Below are 21686 nucleotides of genomic sequence, written 5' to 3'. Positions count from 1 at the left end.
GGCGAACGCTGTGTTTACGTCCGGGGATCAGTCGCGATCCTTTTCGAGGAACGCCTTGAACGCTTCCCCGTACTTCGGATGCCAGCGAGACAGCGGCGGCCGGTTCTCGACGATGTCGCCGGCAGCCCAGAGAATGCGTCGCTCATCGGTGGCGCGGGCGACGTCGTTGTCGGGGCAGAGGATATAGAAATCGCCGCGGGCGAGACTTTCCATCATGAAGTCGACGGTCTGCTCGGCCGTCCAGGCGCCGGCGGGCTTCTCGGTGCGGCCATGGGCCGTCAGCGACGTATAGACGAAGCCGGGGATCAGGAGGTGGGCGTGAACCTGGCTGCCGGCGGTGTTGCGCAACTCGTGTTCCAGCGCTTCGGTGAAGACCTTCACACCCGCCTTCGAGACATTGTAGGCCGGGTCGCCCGGCGGCGTGGTGATGCCCTGCTTCGAGCCGGTGTTGATGATGACCGCCGCCTTGCCATGGGCGACCATGCCCGGCGCGAAGGTGCGGGCACCATTGATGACACCCCAGAGATTGACGCCGATCGTCGCCTCCCAGGCTGCCAACGCACCGAGTATGTCGCTGCCGGGCTGGATACCGGCATTGTTCATGAGTACGTGCACCTCGCCGAACCGTCGACGCGTCTCGCGTTCGAGCGCTTCCAGATCTTCGAGGCGCGAGACATCAGTCGGGACCGCAACGACGTGCTGCGCACCCGCCGGCGCGACGGCAGCGACCTCGGCGGCCGCTTTGTCCAATCTCTCGCCTGCGAGGTCGGCGAGCACGACGCGCAGGCCGAGCGAGGCGAAATGGCGCGATGCTGCCAATCCAATGCCGGAGGCGGCGCCGGTGACGACGGCAACATTGTTGGGGGCGAAGGCGGGGTGCAGCATGGCGGAAGCTCCAGCGGTGGGATCGAATGCAAGAGATAGGGCGCCAAGGACGGCCTGTCCATTGGCGTCTCGGCAAGAGGCTCCTGAAAACCATGTGTTTTCAAGGCCGTCCCTTGTCCCGGGCAGCTCCGGCGCTACTTGCAGTTTTGCATTGAACGCGTGGCCGAAGGCATTTTCGCGGATGGAACGATGAACGGAACTGCAACTCGAAACGAAAAACGCACACCTTGCGAAAGCTGTCCATTGCGGAAGCTCGACCATTTTCGCGCCTTCACAAATGAAGAACTCGCCTTCGTGTCGCAATTCAAGACCGGTGAACTCGCAGTCGATGGCGGCGCAACCATCCTCGTTGAAGGCGCGCACAGCGCCCACCTCTTCACGGTGCTTTCCGGCTGGGGCTTTCGCTACAAGATGCTCGATGACGGACGCCGCCAGATCCTGAATTATGTGATGCCGGGTGATCTGATCGGCCTGCAGGGCAGCCTGATGGGGGAGATGCAGCATTCGATTGAAGCGCTGTCGCCGGTGACCCTTTGCGTTTTCGAGCGCGGCAAGCTGAACCGCCTGTTCGCCAACTATCCCGAACTCGCCTATGACCTCACCTGGATCGCGGCGCGCGAGGAGCGAATCCTCGACGAGAACCTGTTGAGCATCGGCCGCCGGTCGGCCCTCGAGAGAGCCGCCTACCTGCTTGCCTTCCTCTATCAGAGAGCGGAGGCGCTCAACCTGTTCGACGGCAACCGCGTCGCCATTCCGATCACCCAGCAGCACGTGGCGGACACGCTTGGGCTTTCGATCGTGCATACCAACAAGACATTGAAGAAGCTTGCGGCGCGCGGTGTCATCCGTTGGGCGGAAAAAGGCTGCAACGTCGGCGATATCAAGGGCTTGCTGGCGATCTCCGGATGGGACGGGTACCGGGAAACCAAGCGTCCGTTCATTTGAGAGCGGAAAGACGATCACCGGAGGATGCGGCGAACGTCGCCGCATCGATGCCGGACCCCGATAGGATCAGGCTGCGACGATCGCGCGCAGCATCCAAAGCGCCTTTTCGTGGAAGTTGAGGCGATCGGTCAGCATGTCCGTGGTGACAAGGTCGTCGTTCTCGTCCGCCTTGGTGCCGGCGTCGCGCATGCGGCGCACGGCCGCCTCGTGATCGGCAATCAGGTCGGCCACCATGTCGGCCGCGCTCGCGTGGTTGACGGAGCCGCCGCTCGGGGCAAATGCCGCCGCCTCGGTGAGTTTGGCTGGGGCGAGGTGACCCAGTGCACGTATCCGCTCGGCAATCACGTCAGTCGCCTGAAAGAGCGTGTTGTAGTGCTCTTCCGTCAATTCGTGCAGCGGCTTGAACAATGGGCCGACCACATTCCAATGGTAGATGTGGCTCTTGATCACCAGCTTGTAGGTATCGGCAAGGATGTCGGACAGGGCCGCTGCCATCTGCTGACGGTAGGCCCTGGTCAGGCCGATGTCGAATTCTTCGTCCTTGACCTTCGGTTTAAGCACGGAGGCTGTCTGCTTCATTCTCCTGCTCCCGTTCTATCTTGAGAAAGCCGCGAAACAGCGATCGCTTGCGATCGTGATCCGCGTACCGGTGTTGAACGTCAGTACCGGTCGGTTGTTCCGCGCTTGGCCCCAATCGACGCTACATGTCTTATTTAAATGCCGGGCCGCCTCGAGGCGCCTATAGCTTGCTCTTATCGGCGCAAATGCCCTGTCGGTGCGCGCAAAAGGTGGAGTAAGCTGGATGGACGAAGTTCCGCCGCAGGTCCGGACCGTTCTTGTTCTCGAAGACAATTTCCTCATTGCATCGGATGCCGAAGAAATCCTGACGTCGCTCGGTATTGCCGAGGTGACGATCGCGGCGAATGCGGACCAGGCGATGGAGATCCTGTCTCGACAGAGCTTTGACTTTGCAATCCTCGACGTCCGTCTCGATAACCATACGAGCTTCGGCGTTGCCGATGCGATGCTTGCACGCGGCATGCCGTTTGGGTTCACCAGCGGCTACAGCGACATGGAGCTTTTCCCAGGGCATCTGCGGGACGTCCCGCGGATAGACAAGCCGTTCAACGAGAGGACGCTCGGCCAGCTGATCGCGGCCGGAATTCGGCAAGAGTGATGGGTTCCCGGCGGGGTCCTTACGGCTTGCCGCGCGAAACGAACCAGGGGTTGGCGAAGTCGCTGTCGTTCTTCTGGTTGCGCTTGCCGTAGGTGAGCGGCGCACCGTCCATCGTCAGTGTTTCGCCGCCAGCCGCCCGGAGGATGGCATCGCCCGCGGCCGTGTCCCATTCCATCGTGCGGCTGAAGCGCGGATAGACGTCGGCGAGCCCCTCGGCGAGAAGGCAGAACTTGAGGGACGAGCCGACCGCTCTGTAGTCGGCTATGCCGTGCTCGGCGAGGTAGGCGATCGTCTCGGCGCTGTTGTGCGAACGGCTGGCTAGACCCACCATGCGATCGCCGCAACTGCGGCAGCCAATGATCGTTTCATGGTCGAGGCGAAAGGTCTCGTCGATGACCGCCTTCACTGCCTTGCCGTGGTTCGCCGCATAGAGGATGCCGAGCGCCGGTGCGTAAACGACGCCGGCCACGGGCGCGCCGTTTTCGATCAACGCGATATTGACGGTAAAGTCGTCATGCCGACCGATGAATTCCTTCGTGCCGTCGAGCGGATCGACAAGGAAGAAGGATTTGCCGGCGATGTCAGGCACGAAGCCTGCGGCGACAGCCTCTTCGGCGACCACAGGCACCTCCGGGAAGGCGCGGGCGAGGTCCGCCAGGATGATGCGCTCGGCGCAGGCATCGGCGTCGGTGACCGGCGAAAAGTCCGGCTTGTAGGTGACCGCCGGGCCTGCGTTGTAGATGTCGAGAATGGCCCGACCCGCTGATATCGCCGATTGTTGCAGTATCTCCAGCATTCGCCCTTACTTTCCGTCCATCACCAAGCCCATAGCATATCGGGAACAGGATGGTACCCGTGCTTTTGGCGGTAGGTGCATTCGATTGGAGACGAACATCGATCCACTCCGCTGCGCAGCGAAGTGCACGATGAGCCAGCGAACGGTTTTTTGCACCTGCGCCAGGCTTGCGTCTTGGCTTCCGCCTCACGGCTGTGCAAATGTGCCGACGCAACTCACCTGGATGCCTTCATGCGTTATTCCGCCTTCTCGCTCGTCAGGAACGCCCTTTCCGGAAACCTGAATTGGAAGCCGCAATGGCGCCAGCCCCAGCCGAAACCGCATTACGACGTGATCATCGTCGGCGGCGGCGGGCACGGTCTTTCGACCGCCTACTACCTCGCCAAGGAATTCGGCGTGAAGAACGTCGCGGTGCTGGAGAAGGGCTATCTCGGCTCGGGCAATGTCGGGCGCAACACGACGATCGTGCGCTCCAACTACATGCTGCCCGGCAACGAACCCTTCTACGAGTTTTCAATGAAGCTTTGGGAAGGGCTGGAGCAGGACCTCAACTACAATGTGATGCTGTCGCAACGCGGCGTCATCATGCTCTATCACAGCGACGCCCAGCGCGACGCCTATGTCCGGCGCGGAAACGCGATGTGGATGGAAGGCGTGGCGGCCGAGCTCATCGAGCGTGAACAGTTGAAGAAGATGATCCCCTTTCTCAACTACGACCACGCCCGTTATCCGATCCTCGGCGGCCTGTTGCAGCGCCGCGCCGGCACGGCGCGGCACGACGCGGTCGCCTGGGGCTATGCCCGCGGTGCCGACCGGCATGGCGTCGACATCATCGAACATTGCGAAGTGACCGGCATCCGCCGAGAAAACGGCGTCGTCACCGGCGTCGAAACGACCAAGGGCTTCATCGGCTGCGGCAAGCTGGCGCTGGCTGCGGCCGGCAATTCCTCGCGCGTCGGCGAGATGGCCGACCTCAAGCTGCCGCTCGAAAGCCATGTACTTCAGGCCTTCGTCACCGAGGGGCTGAAGCCCTGCATCGACCACGTGATCGTCTATGGCGGCGGCCATTTCTACATCTCGCAGTCGGACAAGGGCGGCCTCGTCTTCGGGGCGGAGATTGACGGTTATTCCTCCTATGCTCAGCGCGGCAATCTTGCGACCGCCGAGCACGTGATGGAGGAAGGGGTGACGATGATCCCCGGCCTGTCACGCGTTCGGGTGCTGCGCGCCTGGGGCGGCGTCATGGACATGAGCATGGACGGCTCGCCCATCATCGACCGCACCTCGATCGACAATCTCTACCTGAACTGCGGCTGGTGCACCGGCGGCTTCAAGGCGACGCCGGCCTCCGGTTATTGCTTCGCTCATCTGATCGCCAAGAACGATACCCATCCGGTGGCGCGCGCCCTCAGGCTCGATCGCTTCGCGCGCGGCTATGCCGTTGACGAGGCCGGCGCCGGCCCACAGCCCAACCTTCACTGACAGCACTTTGCCGGCCCGCCCGGCAGTACGGAATGAACGGGGGCCGAGGTCGGCTTCAGGATACGGAAGACAATGGCAAGCCTGATTACCTGCCCGCATTGCGGGGTTCGACCGAAGGAAGAATTCGCGGTCCGCGGCGATGCCTCGCGCGGCCGCCCCGAACCGATGGACGCTGACGAAGCCTGGCACGACTATGTCTATGTGCGCGCCAACCCGCGCGGCCGGACCTTCGAGCACTGGCATCACGTCGCCGGCTGTCGCCGCTTCCTTGTCGTCGAGCGTGATACGGCCACCCACGAGGTCTATTCCGTCGTCGATGCCGCCGAGTTCGCGCGGAGGGTTGAGCGATGAGCGGCTATCGTCTCTCCTCCGGCGGTCTGATCGATCGCAGCAAAACGCTGAGCTTCACTTTCGATGGACGGCCGTTGCGCGGCTTTGCGGGCGATACGCTGGCCTCGGCGCTCCTTGCCAACGACCAACTGCTCGTCGGCCGCAGCTTCAAGTACCATCGGCCGCGCGGCATTGTCAGCGCCGGGCCCTCTGAGCCGAACGCGCTCGTCACCATCGGCTCCGGTGCCCGCACCGATGCGAACACCAAGGCGACCGTCGCCGAACTCTATGGCGGGCTGACGGCGCGAAGCCAGAACCGTTGGCCGTCGCTGGGCTTCGATATCGGCGCGGGCAACGGCTTGCTGTCGCCCTTCCTCGGCGCCGGCTTCTACTATAAGACCTTCATGTGGCCGAAGCAGTTCTGGGAGCGGATCTACGAACCCTTCATTCGCCGTGCTGCCGGCCTCGGCCGGGCGGTGCTCGAGCGCGACCCCGAGGCTTATGAGAAATCCTGGGCTTTCTGCGATCTGCTCGTCGTCGGTGCCGGTCCCACCGGACTGATGGCGGCGCTGACGGCCGGCCGCGCCGGCCTCCGCGTCATCGTTGCAGACGAGGATTTCCGGCTCGGCGGTTCCCTGCTTTCGACCAGCGAGACCATCGACGGTGCCCCGGCATCAGTCTTCGCCGACCGCACGGTCGCGGAACTGCAATCGCTGCCCAACGTCACGCTGCTTTCGCGCACCACCGTCTTTGGCTGGTACGACGACAACGTCTTCGGCGCGGTCGAGCGCGTGCAGAAACACGTCGCCGAGCCGTCGTCGAAGCTTGCAAGCGAGCGCGTCTGGCGCATCGTTGCCAAGCGCGCGCTGCTCGCAACCGGTGCCGAGGAACGGCCGCTGGTCTTCGGCGGCAACGATCGCCCCGGCGTGATGATGGCCGGTGCCATGACCACCTATGCCGAACGCTACGGCGTGGCCGCAGGCAAGACGGTCGCGATCTTCACCAGCGGCAGCGCCGGCTATCGCACGGCGCGGGCGCTTTCTGCGAAAGGCGTCGCGATCGCAGCGATCGTCGATGCCCGTGCGGAATCCGGCGATCAGGCGCCCGATGGCATCAGGGTCATCCGTTCGGCCTCCATCGTCGATACCAAGGGCAGCAAGCGTCTCAAGGGCATCGTCGTCGAGCGCTCCGGTTTCGAGGAACTGATCGCCTGCGATGCCCTCGGCATGTCCGGCGGCTGGAGCCCGGTCGTGCATCTTGCCTGCCAGCGGGGTGCAAGACCGGTCTGGTCGGAGGAGTTGAAGGCATTCGCTGCCCCCGATGTCGGTGGCGGTCTGCGCCCCGTCGGTGCTGCCAACGGTATCTATACGCTCGCCGGCTGTCTGTCTGATGGTGCGGACAAGGCCGCAGCGATTGCCGCGGATCTCGGTTTCAGCGCCACCTCGGCCGCGATGCCCGTCGTTGACGGTGAAGAAGCCTCTTCCTTCACTGCGCTCTGGTATGTCCCGGGTGCCAAGTCGAAAGCTTTCGTCGATTTCCAGAACGACGTGCATGCGAAGGATCTTGGCCTCGCGCTTCGCGAAGGCTTCGGCCATGTGGAGCATGCCAAGCGCTACACCACCAACGGCATGGCGACCGACCAGGGCAAGCTTTCCAACATCAACGCTGTCGGCATTCTCGCGGGCATGCGCGGTGTCAGCCCGGCGGAGGTCGGCACCACGACCTTCCGGCCTTTCTACACACCGGTCTCCCTTGGTGCGCTTGCCGGGACGGCACGCGACGAACACGCGGCGCCGGCACGGAAGTCACCGCTGCATAGCTGGGCGATGAAAAACGGTGCGACCTTCGTCGAGGCGGGGCTCTGGCATCGCTCGGCGTGGTTCCCGCGCGCCGGCGAGAAGACCTGGCGCGAAAGCGTCGATCGCGAAGTGCTGAACGTGCGAGCCAATGTCGGCCTCTGCGACGTCTCGACGCTCGGCAAGATCGAGGTTTTCGGCCCCGACGCCGCGGAGTTCCTCAACCGGCTCTACTGCAACCCGGTCTTGAAGCTGCCGGTCGGCAAGGCGCGCTATGGCCTGATGCTGCGCGAGGACGGGTTCGTCTTCGACGACGGCACGGTGAGCCGGTTCGACGAGGCGCATTTCTTCGTCACCACGACGACGGCGATGGCCGGCCCGGTCATGGCGCACATGGAATATTGCGCCCAGGCGCTCTGGCCGGAACTCGAAGTCCGTTTCACCTCGTCGACCGACCAATGGGCGCAGATGGCGATCGCCGGCCCGAAGGCACGCGCGGTGTTGCAGCAGATTGTCGACGGCGACATTTCCGACGGCGCATTTCCGTTCCTTTCCGCCCGGAAGATTGTTCTGAAAAGCGGCGTGGCCGCGCGGCTCTTCCGCATCTCCTTCTCCGGGGAACTCGCCTTCGAACTGGCCGTGCCGGCCGGCAACGGCGAAGCGGTGGCGGACCAGATCATGGAGGCCGGCCGGCCCCACGATATCTGCGCCTATGGCGTCGAGGCGCTCAATGTGCTGCGGCTCGAGAAGGGACTGCTGACGCATGCCGAATTCGACGGTCGCGTGACACCCGACGACGCCGGCCTTGGCCGCATGCTGTCGATGCAGAAAGTCGACTTCATCGGCAAGCGGCTGTCGACGCGCTACGGGCTGACGGCCGCCGATCGCATGCAGCTCGTCGGGCTGAAGCCCGTCGATGCCGACAAGGACATGCGCGCCGGCGCCCATCTCCTGAAGGAAGGTACGAAGCCCTCGACGCTGAACGATCAGGGTTGGGTAAGCTCGGCCGGCTTCTCGCCGGTCCTGGGGCATGCCATCGCACTTGCCTTCCTGAAGTCCGGGCGTGAGCGGTACGGCGAGAAGGTCATCGTTTTCGACAAGCTGCGCGATCAGGAGATCGTCGCCGAGGTCTGCGATCCGGTCTTCGTCGATCCGCAAAACGCAAAGCTGAAGGCCTGAGGAGGCGGCGATGGTTCGCGACTACAACAACCGCCACGCACTGGAACAGAAACTGCGCTCTGCACCGAGGCCCGCGGCCGCCGATCACCTGATGGTCGGCCATTGGCGTGCGATGGCGACGGTTCTTGCCCGTGCCGGGCAGGCGGAGGCAGTGCGGCAGTCGATTGCTTCGGTGCCCGAGCTGTCGCTCCGTTTCTCAGGCCCCGGGGAATGGCTGGTGGTCTCCGAGGTGGAGGCGCCGAGCGGGCTCGTGCGTCGCCTCGAAGAGCTCTGCGACGGGGGCGCCTATGTCGTCGACCAAAGCGACGGGCGCGTCGTCTTCCGCCTCACCGGCCCGAACGTGCGCAGCATCCTTGCCAAAGGTATCGGCCTCGACGTCCATCCCGCGACCTTCTCGCTTGGGGGGAGTGCCAATGTTCTGTGCGGCCACATCCCGGTCAATCTCGCCCGGACGGACGAGGATACGTTTGAACTGATCGTGCCGCGAAGCTACGCCGAATCGCTCTTCGACGACCTGATGCGGATGGGGCGGGCGTTCGATCTCACCGCCGCTTTTTCAGACTGAACAGCCTCTTTCGTGAGGCTGAAAACAAATGCGGCATGAAATGCCGCAATCGGGTCGCCTATCCGCCAGCAAACGGCGGAAATGGACAAGCGCCCTTCGCAGCCGTGTCTTTATCGGCGCCGCCTTTCTGACTAGGCTGCCACCATTCGCCGCCTGCGCTTCTGTCCGGAAGGTAAGCGGTCTTGATTTTCTTCCTGACAATTTGGCCATGCCTCCTCCGGAGCATGGAAAGACGGAGTGTACGCATGAAAAGCCATGCCAAGGTCGTCGTTATCGGAGGCGGTGTCGTCGGTTGCTCGGTGCTCTATCATCTGACGAAGTTCGGCTGGACCGATGCTGTCCTGCTCGAACGGTCGGAGCTCACGTCCGGCTCCACCTGGCATGCGGCCGGCGGCATGCACACGATCAACGGTGACCCGAACGTCGCCAAGCTGCAGAAATATACGGTCGAGCTCTACAAGGAGATTGAGGAGTATTCCGGTCAGGACGTCGGCCTGCACATGACATCGGGCATGATGCTGGCGGCCACCAAGGAGCGCTTCGACTGGATGAAGTCGATCCTCGCCAAGGGGCGCTACATGGGGCTCGAGGCCGAGCTGCTGACGCCCAAGGAAGCGCACGACCTGATGCCGCTGCTCGATCCAGACCAGTTCGTCGGTGCGGTATTCGATCCGGTCGAGGGGCATCTCGACCCCTATGGCACGACGCATGCCTATGCCAAATCGGCGAAGAAGAACGGTGCGGAGATCTATCTGCACACCAAGGTCGAGGATCTGGTGCAGCGGGAAGACGGTTGCTGGCGGGTCATCACCAACCAGGGCGAGATTGTCGCCGAACACGTCGTCAACGCCGCCGGCCTCTGGGCCCGCGAGGTGGGGCGCATGGTGGGGCTGGAACTCCCGGTGCTCGCTATGGAGCACATGTATCTCATCACCGAGGATATGCCAGAGGTCATCGAGTTCAACCAGACGCGCGGCAAGGAGCTGATGCACTGCGTCGATTTTGATGGCGAAATCTACTTGCGCCAGGAACGTCAGGGCATGCTGATGGGCACCTATGAGAAGGCGTGCCGTCCGTGGTCGCCGATCTCCACGCCCTGGGATTTTGGCCATGAGCTGCTGGCAGAGGATATCGACCGCATTTCGCCGGAACTCGAAGTCGGCTTCAGGCATTTCCCGGCCTTCAACAAAGCCGGCATCAAGAAGATCATCAACGGCCCTTTCACCTTCTCGCCGGACGGTAACCCGCTCGTCGGCCCGGTGCGGGGCTTGAGGAATTTCTGGTCGGCCTGCGCCGTCATGGCCGGCTTCAGCCAGGGCGGCGGCGTTGGGCTGGCGCTTGCCAACTGGATGATCCATGGCGACCCCGGCTTCGACGTCTTTGCCATGGACGTCTCGCGCTACGGCGATTTCGCCACGCTTGCCTATACCAATGCCAAGGTGCGCGAGAACTACTCACGTCGCTTCTCGATCCGTTATCCGAACGAGGAGCTGCCGGCGGCAAGGCCGCTGCTGACGACGCCGATCTACGACCGGCTGAAGGCTGCCGGCGCCGTCTTCGGCGCGTCCTACGGGCTTGAAACGCCGCTGTGGTTTGCACCCGAAGGCGTCAAGGACGCCTTCTCCTGGCGGCGCTCGACCGACTTCGAGACGGTGGGCGCGGAGGCCCGGGCCGTGCGCGAAGGCGTCGGCCTGATGGAGACATCGGGCTTTGCCAAATATGCGATCACGGGTGAGGGCGCTGAAGCCTGGCTCGACCGGCTGCTCGCCTGCCGTATTCCGCAGGTGGGGCGCATGACGCTGGCGCCAATGCTGAAGGACGACGGCAAGCTGATCGGCGACTTCACGCTTGCCAAGCTCGGGGAGGAAGACTTCCTGCTGATCGGCTCCGGCATCGCCGAGGACTATCACATGCGCTGGTTCGAGGCGCATCTGCCTGAGGACGGCTCGGTTTCGCTGAAGGCGCTGAAGCTGGAACTGGTTGGCCTGTCGATCGCCGGACCGAAGGCGCGCGACGTGCTTGCCGGTCTCACCCATCTCGACGTCTCCGACGCCGCCTTTCCATTCCTGGACATCCGCCGGATGGACCTCGGCATGGCGCCCGTGATCGTCGGCCGCGTGAGCTACACCGGCGATCTCGGCTACGAGATCTGGATGAAGCCCGAATACCAGCGTTATCTCTTCGAGCTGCTGATGGAGAAGGGGGCAGCGTCCGGGATCCGGCTGTTCGGCCTCAGGGCGCTGAATGCGCTGCGCGTCGAGAAATCCTTCGGCAGCTGGGCGCGCGAGTACCGTCCGCTCTATGGCCCGGTCGAGGCCGGCCTCGGCCGCTTCATCGCGACCGGCAAGGACGCGGACTTTATCGGCAAGGTGGCTGCAATGAAGGAGAAGGCGGACGGTGGCGCCCTGCGTCTCAGGACCTTCGTCCTCGAGGCCAGGGATGCCGACGTCATCGGCGACGAGCCGATCTATCTCGACGGAGTCGTGCGCGGATGGGTGACATCGGGCGGTTATGCGCACACGAGCGGCGTTTCGGTGGCCATGGGTTACGTATCGAAGGAGATCGCCGATCGCAGCGATGGCTGGTCGATCGAACTCCTGGGCGAGATTCTGCCGGCACGCCTCCAGGCGAACCCCTTGTTCGACGCAAACGGGCAGCGGATGCGCACCTGAGCGGCGAAGCAGCGCACCGGCCTGGCCATTTGGTGGCTAGGCCTCCAGGCGAATCCCCGGGCATTTACGGCTAAAGTTGATGATTTTGCGGGCGAAAGCTGCGGAAGTTTTGGTTTTTCTGGCTCTAAAAGCGTCAAATCGATTTTATCGGGGAAGTTTTTGCCGAAGTCGCGTTTTTTAGCTTTCCTTTTTGTTTGAAAAAGGTATGGAATCGATCAAACACAGCGCTCAAAATGAGCTCAAAAAACAAGAGACCGGACCTTCAAGGATCTGGTCCAGGGGAAGATTGATGGAGTATTTCGTCCAGCAGCTCGTCAACGGGCTGACTCTTGGGTCTATTTATGGTATGATCGCAATCGGTTATACCATGGTCTACGGCATCATTGGCATGATCAACTTCGCCCACGGCGATATCTTCATGCTCGGCGGCTTTGCTGCTTTGATTGTCTTTCTGCTTCTCACCTCATTTATAGCAGGCGTGCCGGTTGTACTTGCGCTTTTGCTTATGATGGTCGTGGCTATGCTCGCGGCGTCGCTGTGGAACTGGACGATCGAGAAGGTGGCCTACCGGCCACTGCGCGGGTCATTCCGGCTGGCGCCGCTGATCACCGCAATCGGCATGTCGATCGTGTTGTCGAACTTTATCCAGGTGACGCAGGGACCGCGCAACAAGCCGATCCCGCCGCTCGTCTCGTCCGTCTATGAGGTTTTCGGCATCTCCATTTCGCTGAAGCAGATCATCATCATCATCATCACGGCGATCCTGCTTTCCGTCTTCTGGTACATCGTCAACAGGACGCCGCTTGGTCGTGCACAGCGCGCCACCGAGCAGGATCGCAAGATGGCGGCTCTGCTCGGCGTCGACGTCGACCGCACCATCTCGGTGACCTTCATCATGGGTGCGGCACTCGCTGCTGTCGCGGGAACCATGTACCTGATGTATTACGGCGTGGTCGTTTTTACCGACGGCTTCGTTCCCGGGGTCAAGGCATTCACCGCCGCCGTTCTCGGAGGCATTGGCTCGCTGCCGGGCGCTGTTTTGGGCGGACTTCTGATCGGCCTGATCGAGTCCCTGTGGTCGGCCTATTTCACCATCGACTATAAGGACGTTGCGACATTCTCCATTCTCGCAATCGTTCTGATCTTCAAGCCGTCGGGTATTCTCGGACGACCGGAAGTCGAGAAGGTATAATTCAATGGCAAACATTGCTTCTACAACTGCAAGCGCCGGCACTGAGGTGACGGCGCGGGCCCTGCGCGAGTCTGTCTTCGCGGGCCTCATCACGCTCGGACTGTTCGTGCTGTTCGTCGGCCTCAAGACCGACCAGAACATCCGCAACGAGCTGATCCTGACACAACGTTGGGGCCTGCTGGCGATCTTCGTGATCATCGCTATGGTTGGCCGCTTCCTCATGGTCGCCTATGTCCAACCGCGGCTTGCCCAGCGAAAGGCTGCCAAAGCGGCGGCGCCGGAGGTTGCCAAGGAGGAAAGCTTCTTCAGCCGCAATTTCTCGACGATTGCGATACTTGCCTTGATCCTTTATCCGCCGGTCATCGTCGCGCTAACCGGTGTTCAGGGCTCGCTGAAATGGGTGGACAATTTCGGCATCCAGATCTTGATCTATGTGATGCTCGCCTGGGGCCTGAATATCGTCGTCGGCCTCGCCGGCCTGCTCGACCTCGGTTACGTCGCTTTCTACGCAGTCGGTGCCTATTCCTACGCGCTGCTCTCCACCTATCTGGGCCTGTCCTTCTGGGTGTTGTTGCCGGTGGCCGGCCTCCTCGCCGCCTGCTGGGGCGTGGTCCTCGGCTTCCCGGTGCTTCGTCTGCGCGGAGACTATCTGGCGATCGTCACGCTCGCCTTCGGCGAAATCATCCGTCTTGTCCTGATCAACTGGACCGAGGTCACCAAAGGTACGTTCGGCGTGTCCGGCATTGCCAAGGCAACGCTGTTCGGCATCAAGTTCGATGCCTCCAAGGATGGCTTTGCCGCATTGATGGGGCTGCCGATCTCGTCGGTCTACTACAAGATCTTCCTATTCTACCTGATCCTCGGTCTTTGCTTGATCACGGCCTTCGTGACGATCCGCATGCGTCGGATGCCGATCGGGCGCGCCTGGGAAGCGCTGCGCGAAGATGAGATCGCTTGCAAGTCGCTTGGCATCAACACGGTTACCACCAAGCTGACGGCTTTCGCCATGGGCGCCATGTTCGGCGGCATCGCCGGGTCCTTCTTCGCGGTACGCCAGGGCTTCGTGTCGCCCGAATCCTTCGTGTTCCTCGAATCGGCAGTGATCCTCGCGATCGTCGTCCTCGGCGGCATGGGGTCGCTGACCGGCATTGCGATCGCAGCGATCGTCATGATCGGCGGTACCGAAATTCTGCGTGAGCTTGACTTCCTGAAGGCCGTCTTCGGACCGAACTTCACGCCGGAACTCTACCGCATGCTGATCTTTGGCCTGGCCATGGTCGTCGTCATGGTCTGGAAGCCGCGCGGCTTCGTTGGATCGCGTGAACCGACCGCGTTCCTGCGCGAACGCAAGGCCGTCTCCGGCAGCTTTACCAAGGAAGGGCATGGCTGATGGCCCTCGAGACCACGACGATGACAATGACACAAGATCCCATTCTCAAGGTTGAGCACCTGTCGATGCGCTTCGGCGGTCTGATGGCCATCAACGACTTCTCTTTCGAGGCCTATCGCGGCGACATCACCGCGCTGATCGGCCCGAACGGGGCAGGTAAGACGACGGTATTCAACTGCATCACCGGTTTCTACAAGCCGACGATGGGTATGATCACGATGAAGCAGAAGTCCGGAAAGGAGTATCTCCTCGAGCGGCTGCCGGACTTCGAGATCACCAAGCATGCAAAGGTGGCGCGTACGTTCCAGAACATCCGGATGTTCTCCGGCATGACCGTGCTCGAGAACCTGCTGGTCGCGCAGCACAACAAACTGATGCTGGCGTCGGGCTATACCGTGCTCGGGCTCCTTGGATTTCCTGCCTACCGGCAGGCCTCCAGGGAGGCGACTGAACTCGCCAAGCATTGGCTCGAAAAGGCATCGCTGATCGACCGGGCAGACGACCCTGCCGGGGACTTGCCCTACGGCGCGCAGCGGCGGTTGGAGATTGCTCGTGCCATGTGCACGGGACCGGAGTTGCTGTGCCTCGATGAGCCTGCGGCTGGCCTCAATCCGCGCGAATCGCATGCCCTCAATGAACTGTTGCAGGGCATCCGCAGCGACACCGGCACCTCCATCCTGCTGATCGAGCATGACATGTCCGTGGTCATGGAGATATCGGACCATGTCGTCGTGCTCGAATATGGGCAGAAGATCTCCGACGGCACCCCGGATTTCGTGAAGAACGATCCAAGGGTCATCGCGGCCTATCTGGGTGTCGAGGATGAAGAGGTTGAACAGGTGATCGAACAAATCGAGGAAATCGAAGGCGGGCAGGGAGGCACCAAGCAATGACTGCGCCGCTGCTGCAAGTGAAAGCCGTCGAAACCTACTACGGCAACATTCGGGCGCTGAGCGGCGTCGATGTCGAGGTCCATCGCGGAGAAATCGTTTCGCTGATCGGTGCCAACGGCGCGGGCAAGTCGACATTGATGATGACGATCTGCGGCAGCCCGCAGGCGCGCACCGGCACGGTGATGTTCGACGGCCATGACATCACGCGCCTGCCGACCCACGAAATCGCGCGTATGAGGATTGCCCAGTCGCCGGAGGGACGGCGCATCTTCCCGCGCATGACGGTTTTCGAAAACCTGCAGATGGGGGCGAGCCTCGACAACCTGAAGCATTTCGACGAGGACGTGGAAAAGATCTTCAGGCTCTTTCCCCGGCTCAAGGAGCGTAAGGCGCAGCGCGGCGGCACGCTGTCAGGCGGCGAGCAGCAGATGCTCTCGATCGGCCGCGCGCTGATGGCCCGGCCGAAGCTGTTGCTTCTCGACGAGCCGTCGCTTGGTCTTGCGCCGCTGATCGTCAAGGGCATCTTCGAAGCGATCAAGAAACTCAACAAGGAGGAAGGCCTGACCGTCTTCCTCGTCGAGCAGAACGCCTTCGGCGCGCTCAAGCTTTCGGACCGCGGCTATGTGATGGTCAACGGACGGGTGACGATGAGCGGCAGCGGCAGGGATCTGCTCGCCAATCCGGAAGTGCGCGCGGCCTATCTCGAAGGCGGCCGTCATTGATCGGCCGCATCTGGAGCAAGTGACATGCAGGGAATTCTCTACGAAGAAGCGTCGATCTGGCAGTTTCTTTTCATAAGCTGCGTGCTTGGCGGCTGGACCGCCTGGCGCACAGGCAAGAGCGTGGCCGAAAGTTGGCATAACGTTCCGCGGCTGCTGCTCTACGTGGCGTTGCTCGGGCTGGCGATCCGTTTCATCCATCACGCCCTCTTCGGCGGCACGATGTTCAGCCTGCAATACTATATCGTGGACACGATCGTGCTTTTGTTGTTTGCTACCGTAGCTTTCCGGTACTACCGGACCAAGCAAATGACCAAAATCTACTATTGGCTCTACGAGAAGGCTTCACCTTTCTCCTGGAAGACCAAATAAAGGGAACAGCGCGTGCCGGTCCGCCGCGGCCGGTGCGAAGGAAACACCGGCGCAACTATGGTGGGCATTGCGCAGGTTGATAACGAGACCCGCTCGAATATTTGGGAGTAACAAGAATGAAAAAATCTCTTCTGTCGGCCGTTGCGCTGACGGCGATGGTCGCCTTCAGCGGCACCGCCTGGGCTGATATTCTCGTTGGTGTCGCCGGCCCGCTGACTGGCCCGAACGCCGCCTTCGGTGCGCAGCTCCAGAAAGGTGCCGAACAGGCCGCTGCCGACATCAACGCCGCTGGCGGTATCAACGGGGAACAGATCAAGCTTGTGCTCGGCGACGACGTTTCGGACCCGAAGCAGGGCATCTCGGTCGCCAACAAGTTCGTCGCTGACGGTGTGAAGTTCGTCGTTGGTCACTTCAACTCCGGTGTGTCGATCCCGGCATCGGAAGTCTATGCCGAAAACGGCATCCTGGAGATCACGCCGTCTGCGACCAACCCGCAGTTCACCGAGCGCGGTATGTGGAACACGTTCCGCACCTGCGGCCGTGACGACCAGCAGGGCGCAGTAGCCGGTGCCTACCTTGCCGCCAACTTCAAGGACGCGAAGATCGCCGTCATTCATGACAAGACCCCCTATGGTCAGGGTCTTGCTGATGAAACCAAGAAGTCGATGAACGAAGCCGGCCTCACCGAGGCCCTCTATGAAGGTGTCAACATCGGCGACAAGGACTTCTCGGCTCTGATCGCCAAGATGAAGGAAGCCGGCGTTTCGGTCGTCTACTGGGGCGGTCTGCACACCGAGGCCGGCCTGATCATGCGCCAGATGAAGGACCAGGGCCTGAAGGCAACGATGATGTCGGGTGACGGTATCGTTTCGAACGAACTGGCCTCGATCGCCGGCGACGCCGTCGACGGCACGCTGATGACCTTCGCGCCGGATCCGCGAAAGAACCCCGCTTCCAAGGAACTCGTCGAGAAGTTCCGTGCTGCCGGCTTCGAGCCGGAAGCCTATACGCTCTATTCCTACGCCGCTCTCCAAGTCATCGCAGAAGCTGCGAAGGCTGGCGGCACGACCGATGCGCAGGCTGTTGCCGAAGCGATCAAGGCCAAGGGTCCGTTCAAGACCGCGATCGGCGAGCTCGGCTATGACGAAAAGGGCGACATCACCCGCCCGGACTACGTCATGTACACCTGGAAGAAGGGCGACGACGGCAAGTACACCTACTTCCAGAACGAGTAGTTCTGATTTCGGACCTTGCGTCCGATCTGTTGGGCCCGGCGAGCGATCGCCGGGCTTTTCTTTTTGGCGAGGCCGAGAGCATAACGCTTTCAAGTGGAACTGCTGGAAGCGGAAGGATGCTCATCTAAGCGATGGGGCTTTGGCGCAGCGATTGGCTATTTCAGCAAGGTGTCTCGCAGTGACGAGACTTCGGCGCGCAACCGCTCGAGATCATCGGCGCCAAGTTTTGTCGCCTCCGTGAGGCCGCGCGGCACATCGACCGCCTTCCGGCGCAGTGCCTTGCCCATGTCGGTCAATTGTACCCGGACCTGCCGCTCGTCCGTCTTATCCCGCACGCGGGCGATGTAGGCGGCCGCTTCGAGGCGTTTCAGCATCGGGGTGAGTGTGCTCGATTCCAGGAAGAGCCGTTCGCCGAGGCTGCCGACGGTCTGGTCGTCCTTTTCCCACAGCAACACCATCACGAGATATTGCGGGTAGGTGAGGTCGAGTTCCTCCAGCAGAGGCTTGTAGATGCGCGTTAAGGCGTGGTTTGCGGAATAGACCGCAAAGCAGAGGAAACTATCGAGCGTCAGCATCGCATCGTCATCCTTGAGTTCGGTGCCAGTCATCGTTCTCTCCTGTCATCTCCTTAAAATAAATCGTTCGCGATATAATCGCAAGGTATTGACAGGTGTGCGATCGCAATATAAAGCTTTGTGCACGATCTAATTGATGGCGATTTAAACGGGAATATATCGCGCACGATTTAATCGCTAGTTATTTACCGGCAGCGCGGCATGACCGCAGGGAAGAAGGAGCGTTTCCATGAGCAAGGCAGTCAGCAAGACCGAAACCAGCAGCATCTCCCGCCGTGATGTCCTCTCGGCCGCTTTCGGCGCTGCGGCGACCGCTGCAGCCGTATCGGCCGTCAACAGCTCGGCCAAGGCCGCCGACGTGTCAGCGGCAAGCAACAACCAGTCGAGCGCCCGTTCGCACGGTGGGGGGATTTCGGGCAGCCGCATCACCACCCGCGATGGCGTCGAGATCTATTACAAGGACTGGGGTCCAAAGGATGGCCCGGTCGTCGTGCTCAGCCACGGCTGGCCGCTGTCGTCGGACAGCTGGGAAGCGCAGGCCTTCCACCTCGCCGCCAATGGCTTCCGCGTCATCACCCATGACCGCCGCGGCCACGGCCGCTCGTCGCAGCCCTGGGACGGCAACGACATGGATCACTACGCCGACGACCTTGCCGATCTGATCAACGCGCTGGATCTGAAGGACATCTTCCTTGCCGGCTTTTCCACCGGCGGCGGCGAGATCAGCCGTTATATCGGCCGTCACGGCACGGGCCGTGTCGCCAAGGCCGGTTTGATCTCGGCAGTGCCGCCGCTGATGGTCAAGACCGACAAGAACCCCGGCGGCCTGCCGAAGGAGGTGTTCGACGGGCTGCAGGCGGCAAGCCTCAAGGATCGCTCGAAGCTCTACCGCGATATCGCCTCGGGTCCGTTCTTCGGCTTCAACCGGCCGGGTGCGGTCGCCTCCCAAGGCATGATCGACAGCTTCTGGCTGCAGGGCATGACGGGCGGCCACAAGAACACCTACGACTCGATCGTCGCCTTCTCGCAGACCGATTTCACCGAGGACCTGAAGACGTTCGACGTGCCGACCCTGATCATCCATGGCGACGACGACCAGATCGTGCCGATCGATGCGGCCGCCAGAGCTTCGAAGACGCTGGTGCCGCATGCCGAGCTCAAGGTCTATGCCGGCGCGCCGCACGGCATTACCGATACGCACAAGGACCAGCTTAACGCCGACCTGCTCGCGTTTGCCAAGGCCTGATGTGTCTGAAGTCACGGGAAGAGGCGCCTGCAACGGCGCCTCCTTCTCGCTTTTCGTGATAGGTGTTTCGCTTGTCGAGATGGCTGTCGTGTCGCGCCGTTTCGTGCACTATCTCCCGACGATTCTGTTCCGGAGGCAGGCATGAGCTCGAAACCCCGCATTCTCGTCACCCGTCGCTGGCCGGCGGCGGTGGAACAGGTGCTTGCAGAGCGGTTCGACGTCACCTTGAACGAAGGCGACGTGCCGATGACGGCCGAAGGGCTGACCGATGCGCTGCGTACCTTTGATGCCGTTCTCCCAACCGTTTCCGATCGGCTTCCGGCCGAACTCTTCGCCGGCGGCGGCCTCCGGGCGAAGATCCTTGGAAATTATGGCGTCGGCTACAACCACATCGACGTCGCGGCCGCCAAGGCCGCCAATATCGTCGTGACCAACACACCGGGTGTTCTGACCGACTGCACCGCCGACATTGCCATGACGCTGCTGCTTGCAGTCGCGCGCCGGGCGGGCGAGGGGGAGCGCCAGGTTCGGGCCGGCGAATGGACCGGATGGCGCCCGACCCACATGATCGGCAGCAAGGTCACCGGCAAGACGCTCGGCATCATCGGCTTTGGCCGCATCGGCAAGGCGATGGCCAAACGCTGTCATTTCGGCTTCGACATGGATGTCGTCTTCTACAACCGCTCGCGCATCGACCCGGCGGAAGCGAGCCGCTACGGCGCCCGGCAATTGGACACCGTCGAGGATGTGCTGAGAGCTTCGGACTTCGTGTCGTTGCATTGCCCCGGTGGTGGCGAAAACCGGCATCTGATCAATGCGGAACGCTTGGCGCTGATGAAACCGGGTGCTTACCTCATCAATACGGCGCGCGGCGATGTCATTGATGAAGCGGCCTTGGTTGCCGCTCTCGAAAACGGCGTCATTCGCGGTGCCGGCCTTGATGTCTTCGAGGCGGAGCCGAATGTGCCGGAGCGTCTGCGCAGGCTCGAAAATGTCGTGCTGCTCCCGCATCTCGGCAGTGCCGCGGAGGAAACGCGGGTTGCCATGGGTATGAAGGTGGTCGCCAACGTCACCGCTTTCTTCGAGGGCCGCGAGCCGCCGGATCGCGTGGCGTAAGCGGCTGCCTGTTTTCTGCGCAGTGCCTGCATGGAAATGTAGCATGCTGGCGATTTTCTTTGCAAAACAATAACTTGACTTGTCGTTCCGCGATGCGGACGATAGCGCGGAGGCAAGGCGATCGGCCCTATGGGTGTAGCGCCAGGAATCGAAGGACACCGCTCGGCGGTCGAAACATGAACAAGGCAGCAAGCATCGCCCCGCAACGGGCCTGGGGTAAGGGCCGGCTGGTCGCCAAGACGGCGCTCGGCCAAAGCCGCATTGCCGAACTCTATCAGGAAGGCTGCGCAAAGATCCGGTTGCCGAAGACCTTCGACGCCTCCATGGAAGCGGTGCTGATCAATTCCTCCGGCGGCCTCACCGGCGGCGACCGCATGGTCTGGGAGGTTGCGGCAAGGGCCGGAACCGATGTGACGGTGACGACGCAGGCCTGCGAGAAGATCTATAAGGCGAGTGCCGATACGGTCGAGGTGGCCACGCGTATCGAGGTTGCCGCCGGCGCGCGCGTCGACTGGCTGCCGCAGGAGACGATCCTCTTCGACCGCGCCTCGTTGTCGCGTTCGCTGGAGGTGGAGCTTGCCGCGGACGCGACATTCCTGGCGGTGGAAGCGGTTCTGCTTGGTCGCAAGGCGATGGGCGAGGTGGTGCAAACCGGGCTCTTCCGCGATCGCTGGCGCATCCGCGCCGAAGGCAAGCTGCTGCATGCGGACAATCTGGCGCTTGCCGGAGAGATCGCCAGTCTCGGCCAGCGCCGGGCGGTGCTCGATGGCGCAGCCGCCTTTGCCACGCTCCTCTATGTCGGCCCCGATTGCGAGCCCTTGTTGCCGCGTCTTCGATCGCTCATTGACGGCGAGGCTGGCGTCGGCATCAGCCATTTTCAGGTTGATGGCCGCGACAAGCTGGTTGCCCGCTTCGTGGCGCCGGATGGGTTCGCGCTCAGAAAAATCCTCATCCCCGTTATTTCGCACTTGCGCAAGCAGAAGACAGTGCCGAAAGTCTGGGTTCTCTAGGTCATTTCATATTTTTATTGAAACAGTGAAATGATCTAACACGTTGAAACTTTGTAATTCCTGGCGGAAAATCGCTTCGCAGATTTCCTGGGAATTGCTTCACGAACAACC

General features: G+C 62.0%; 20 protein-coding genes. 16 read left to right on the top strand and 4 right to left on the bottom strand.

From position 1 onward, the window contains the following. Positions 1 to 27: 27 nt before the first annotated feature. On the bottom strand, positions 28 to 885 hold the full coding sequence (locus tag AC070A_RS04890) for an SDR family NAD(P)-dependent oxidoreductase (protein WP_058320747.1): 858 nt from the start codon (positions 883 to 885) through the stop codon (positions 28 to 30). 189 nt (positions 886 to 1074) lie between these two features. On the opposite strand from AC070A_RS04890, the gene AC070A_RS04885 reads away from it, so the two are divergent. Next, positions 1075 to 1830, top strand: coding sequence for a Crp/Fnr family transcriptional regulator (locus AC070A_RS04885; RefSeq protein ID WP_113737723.1), 756 nt, complete (start codon positions 1075 to 1077; stop codon positions 1828 to 1830). 66 nt (positions 1831 to 1896) lie between these two features. Here AC070A_RS04885 and AC070A_RS04880 read toward each other — a convergent pair whose 3' ends face one another. Beyond that, positions 1897 to 2409 (bottom strand): Dps family protein, encoded by a 513-nt coding sequence (locus AC070A_RS04880; protein WP_058320748.1) that lies wholly within the window; start codon positions 2407 to 2409, stop codon positions 1897 to 1899. A gap of 223 nt (positions 2410 to 2632) precedes the next feature. Between AC070A_RS04880 and AC070A_RS04875 the strand changes: the two genes are divergently transcribed. Then, positions 2633 to 3007: a response regulator gene (locus AC070A_RS04875; RefSeq protein WP_058320749.1), complete on the top strand. Its 375-nt coding sequence runs from the start codon at positions 2633 to 2635 to the stop codon at positions 3005 to 3007. A 19-nt stretch (positions 3008 to 3026) separates the two neighbouring features. Here AC070A_RS04875 and cysQ read toward each other — a convergent pair whose 3' ends face one another. After that, entirely contained in the window at positions 3027 to 3803 is a 777-nt protein-coding gene (gene cysQ / locus AC070A_RS04870; RefSeq protein WP_058320750.1) for a 3'(2'),5'-bisphosphate nucleotidase CysQ, read from the bottom strand. Positions 3804 to 4034: 231 nt separating this feature from the next. Between cysQ and AC070A_RS04865 the strand changes: the two genes are divergently transcribed. The 11 genes from AC070A_RS04865 to AC070A_RS04815 all read left to right on the top strand — a co-directional run bounded on the left by AC070A_RS04865 (position 4035) and on the right by AC070A_RS04815 (position 17628). Continuing rightward, the gene (locus AC070A_RS04865; RefSeq protein ID WP_113737718.1) at positions 4035 to 5285 is read left to right on the top strand and encodes a sarcosine oxidase subunit beta family protein; all 1251 of its coding nucleotides are present in this window, start codon (positions 4035 to 4037) and stop codon (positions 5283 to 5285) included. Between the two features lie 72 nt (positions 5286 to 5357). Beyond that, entirely contained in the window at positions 5358 to 5636 is a 279-nt protein-coding gene (locus tag AC070A_RS04860) for a sarcosine oxidase subunit delta (RefSeq protein WP_113737719.1), read from the top strand. Next, positions 5633 to 8590, top strand: a complete 2958-nt coding sequence (locus tag AC070A_RS04855) for a sarcosine oxidase subunit alpha family protein (protein ID WP_113737720.1) — start codon at positions 5633 to 5635, stop codon at positions 8588 to 8590. The genes AC070A_RS04860 and AC070A_RS04855 overlap by 4 nt, the downstream gene beginning before the upstream one ends. A gap of 10 nt (positions 8591 to 8600) precedes the next feature. Next, positions 8601 to 9155, top strand: a complete 555-nt coding sequence (locus AC070A_RS04850) for a sarcosine oxidase subunit gamma (RefSeq protein ID WP_057249020.1) — start codon at positions 8601 to 8603, stop codon at positions 9153 to 9155. Positions 9156 to 9400: 245 nt separating this feature from the next. Next, positions 9401 to 11827: a GcvT family protein gene (locus tag AC070A_RS04845; protein WP_113737721.1), complete on the top strand. Its 2427-nt coding sequence runs from the start codon at positions 9401 to 9403 to the stop codon at positions 11825 to 11827. Between the two features lie 289 nt (positions 11828 to 12116). Next, positions 12117 to 13019: a branched-chain amino acid ABC transporter permease gene (locus AC070A_RS04840; protein WP_053248038.1), complete on the top strand. Its 903-nt coding sequence runs from the start codon at positions 12117 to 12119 to the stop codon at positions 13017 to 13019. Positions 13020 to 13023: 4 nt separating this feature from the next. Continuing rightward, positions 13024 to 14409, top strand: coding sequence for a high-affinity branched-chain amino acid ABC transporter permease LivM (gene livM / locus AC070A_RS04835; RefSeq protein ID WP_057249022.1), 1386 nt, complete (start codon positions 13024 to 13026; stop codon positions 14407 to 14409). After that, positions 14409 to 15302, top strand: coding sequence for an ABC transporter ATP-binding protein (locus tag AC070A_RS04830; protein WP_057249023.1), 894 nt, complete (start codon positions 14409 to 14411; stop codon positions 15300 to 15302). The genes livM and AC070A_RS04830 overlap by 1 nt, the downstream gene beginning before the upstream one ends. Then, complete coding sequence (locus AC070A_RS04825) at positions 15299 to 16024, top strand: ABC transporter ATP-binding protein (RefSeq protein ID WP_057249024.1); 726 nt, start codon at positions 15299 to 15301, stop codon at positions 16022 to 16024. The genes AC070A_RS04830 and AC070A_RS04825 overlap by 4 nt, the downstream gene beginning before the upstream one ends. Positions 16025 to 16048: 24 nt before the next feature. Next, positions 16049 to 16393: a DUF6867 family protein gene (locus AC070A_RS04820; protein WP_057249025.1), complete on the top strand. Its 345-nt coding sequence runs from the start codon at positions 16049 to 16051 to the stop codon at positions 16391 to 16393. A gap of 116 nt (positions 16394 to 16509) precedes the next feature. Then, positions 16510 to 17628, top strand: a complete 1119-nt coding sequence (locus AC070A_RS04815; protein WP_058320754.1) for a branched-chain amino acid ABC transporter substrate-binding protein — start codon at positions 16510 to 16512, stop codon at positions 17626 to 17628. A 155-nt stretch (positions 17629 to 17783) separates the two neighbouring features. On the opposite strand, the gene AC070A_RS04810 is transcribed toward AC070A_RS04815, so the two are convergent. Continuing rightward, positions 17784 to 18236, bottom strand: a complete 453-nt coding sequence (locus tag AC070A_RS04810; RefSeq protein ID WP_110879262.1) for a MarR family winged helix-turn-helix transcriptional regulator — start codon at positions 18234 to 18236, stop codon at positions 17784 to 17786. Between the two features lie 196 nt (positions 18237 to 18432). On the opposite strand from AC070A_RS04810, the gene AC070A_RS04805 reads away from it, so the two are divergent. The 3 genes from AC070A_RS04805 to AC070A_RS04795 all read left to right on the top strand — a co-directional run bounded on the left by AC070A_RS04805 (position 18433) and on the right by AC070A_RS04795 (position 21575). Further along, positions 18433 to 19449, top strand: coding sequence for an alpha/beta fold hydrolase (locus AC070A_RS04805; RefSeq protein WP_492384729.1), 1017 nt, complete (start codon positions 18433 to 18435; stop codon positions 19447 to 19449). 141 nt (positions 19450 to 19590) lie between these two features. Beyond that, a complete protein-coding gene (locus AC070A_RS04800) occupies positions 19591 to 20565 on the top strand; it encodes a 2-hydroxyacid dehydrogenase (protein WP_113479279.1) in 975 nt (324 codons plus the stop codon). A gap of 176 nt (positions 20566 to 20741) precedes the next feature. Continuing rightward, positions 20742 to 21575, top strand: a complete 834-nt coding sequence (locus AC070A_RS04795; RefSeq protein ID WP_058320758.1) for an urease accessory protein UreD — start codon at positions 20742 to 20744, stop codon at positions 21573 to 21575. The last annotated feature ends 111 nt before the right edge of the window (positions 21576 to 21686 follow it).

The sequence above is a fragment of the Ensifer sp. GW101-20A05 genome (assembly GCF_059424735.1).
This window is presented reverse-complemented; position numbering and strand designations above follow the sequence as displayed.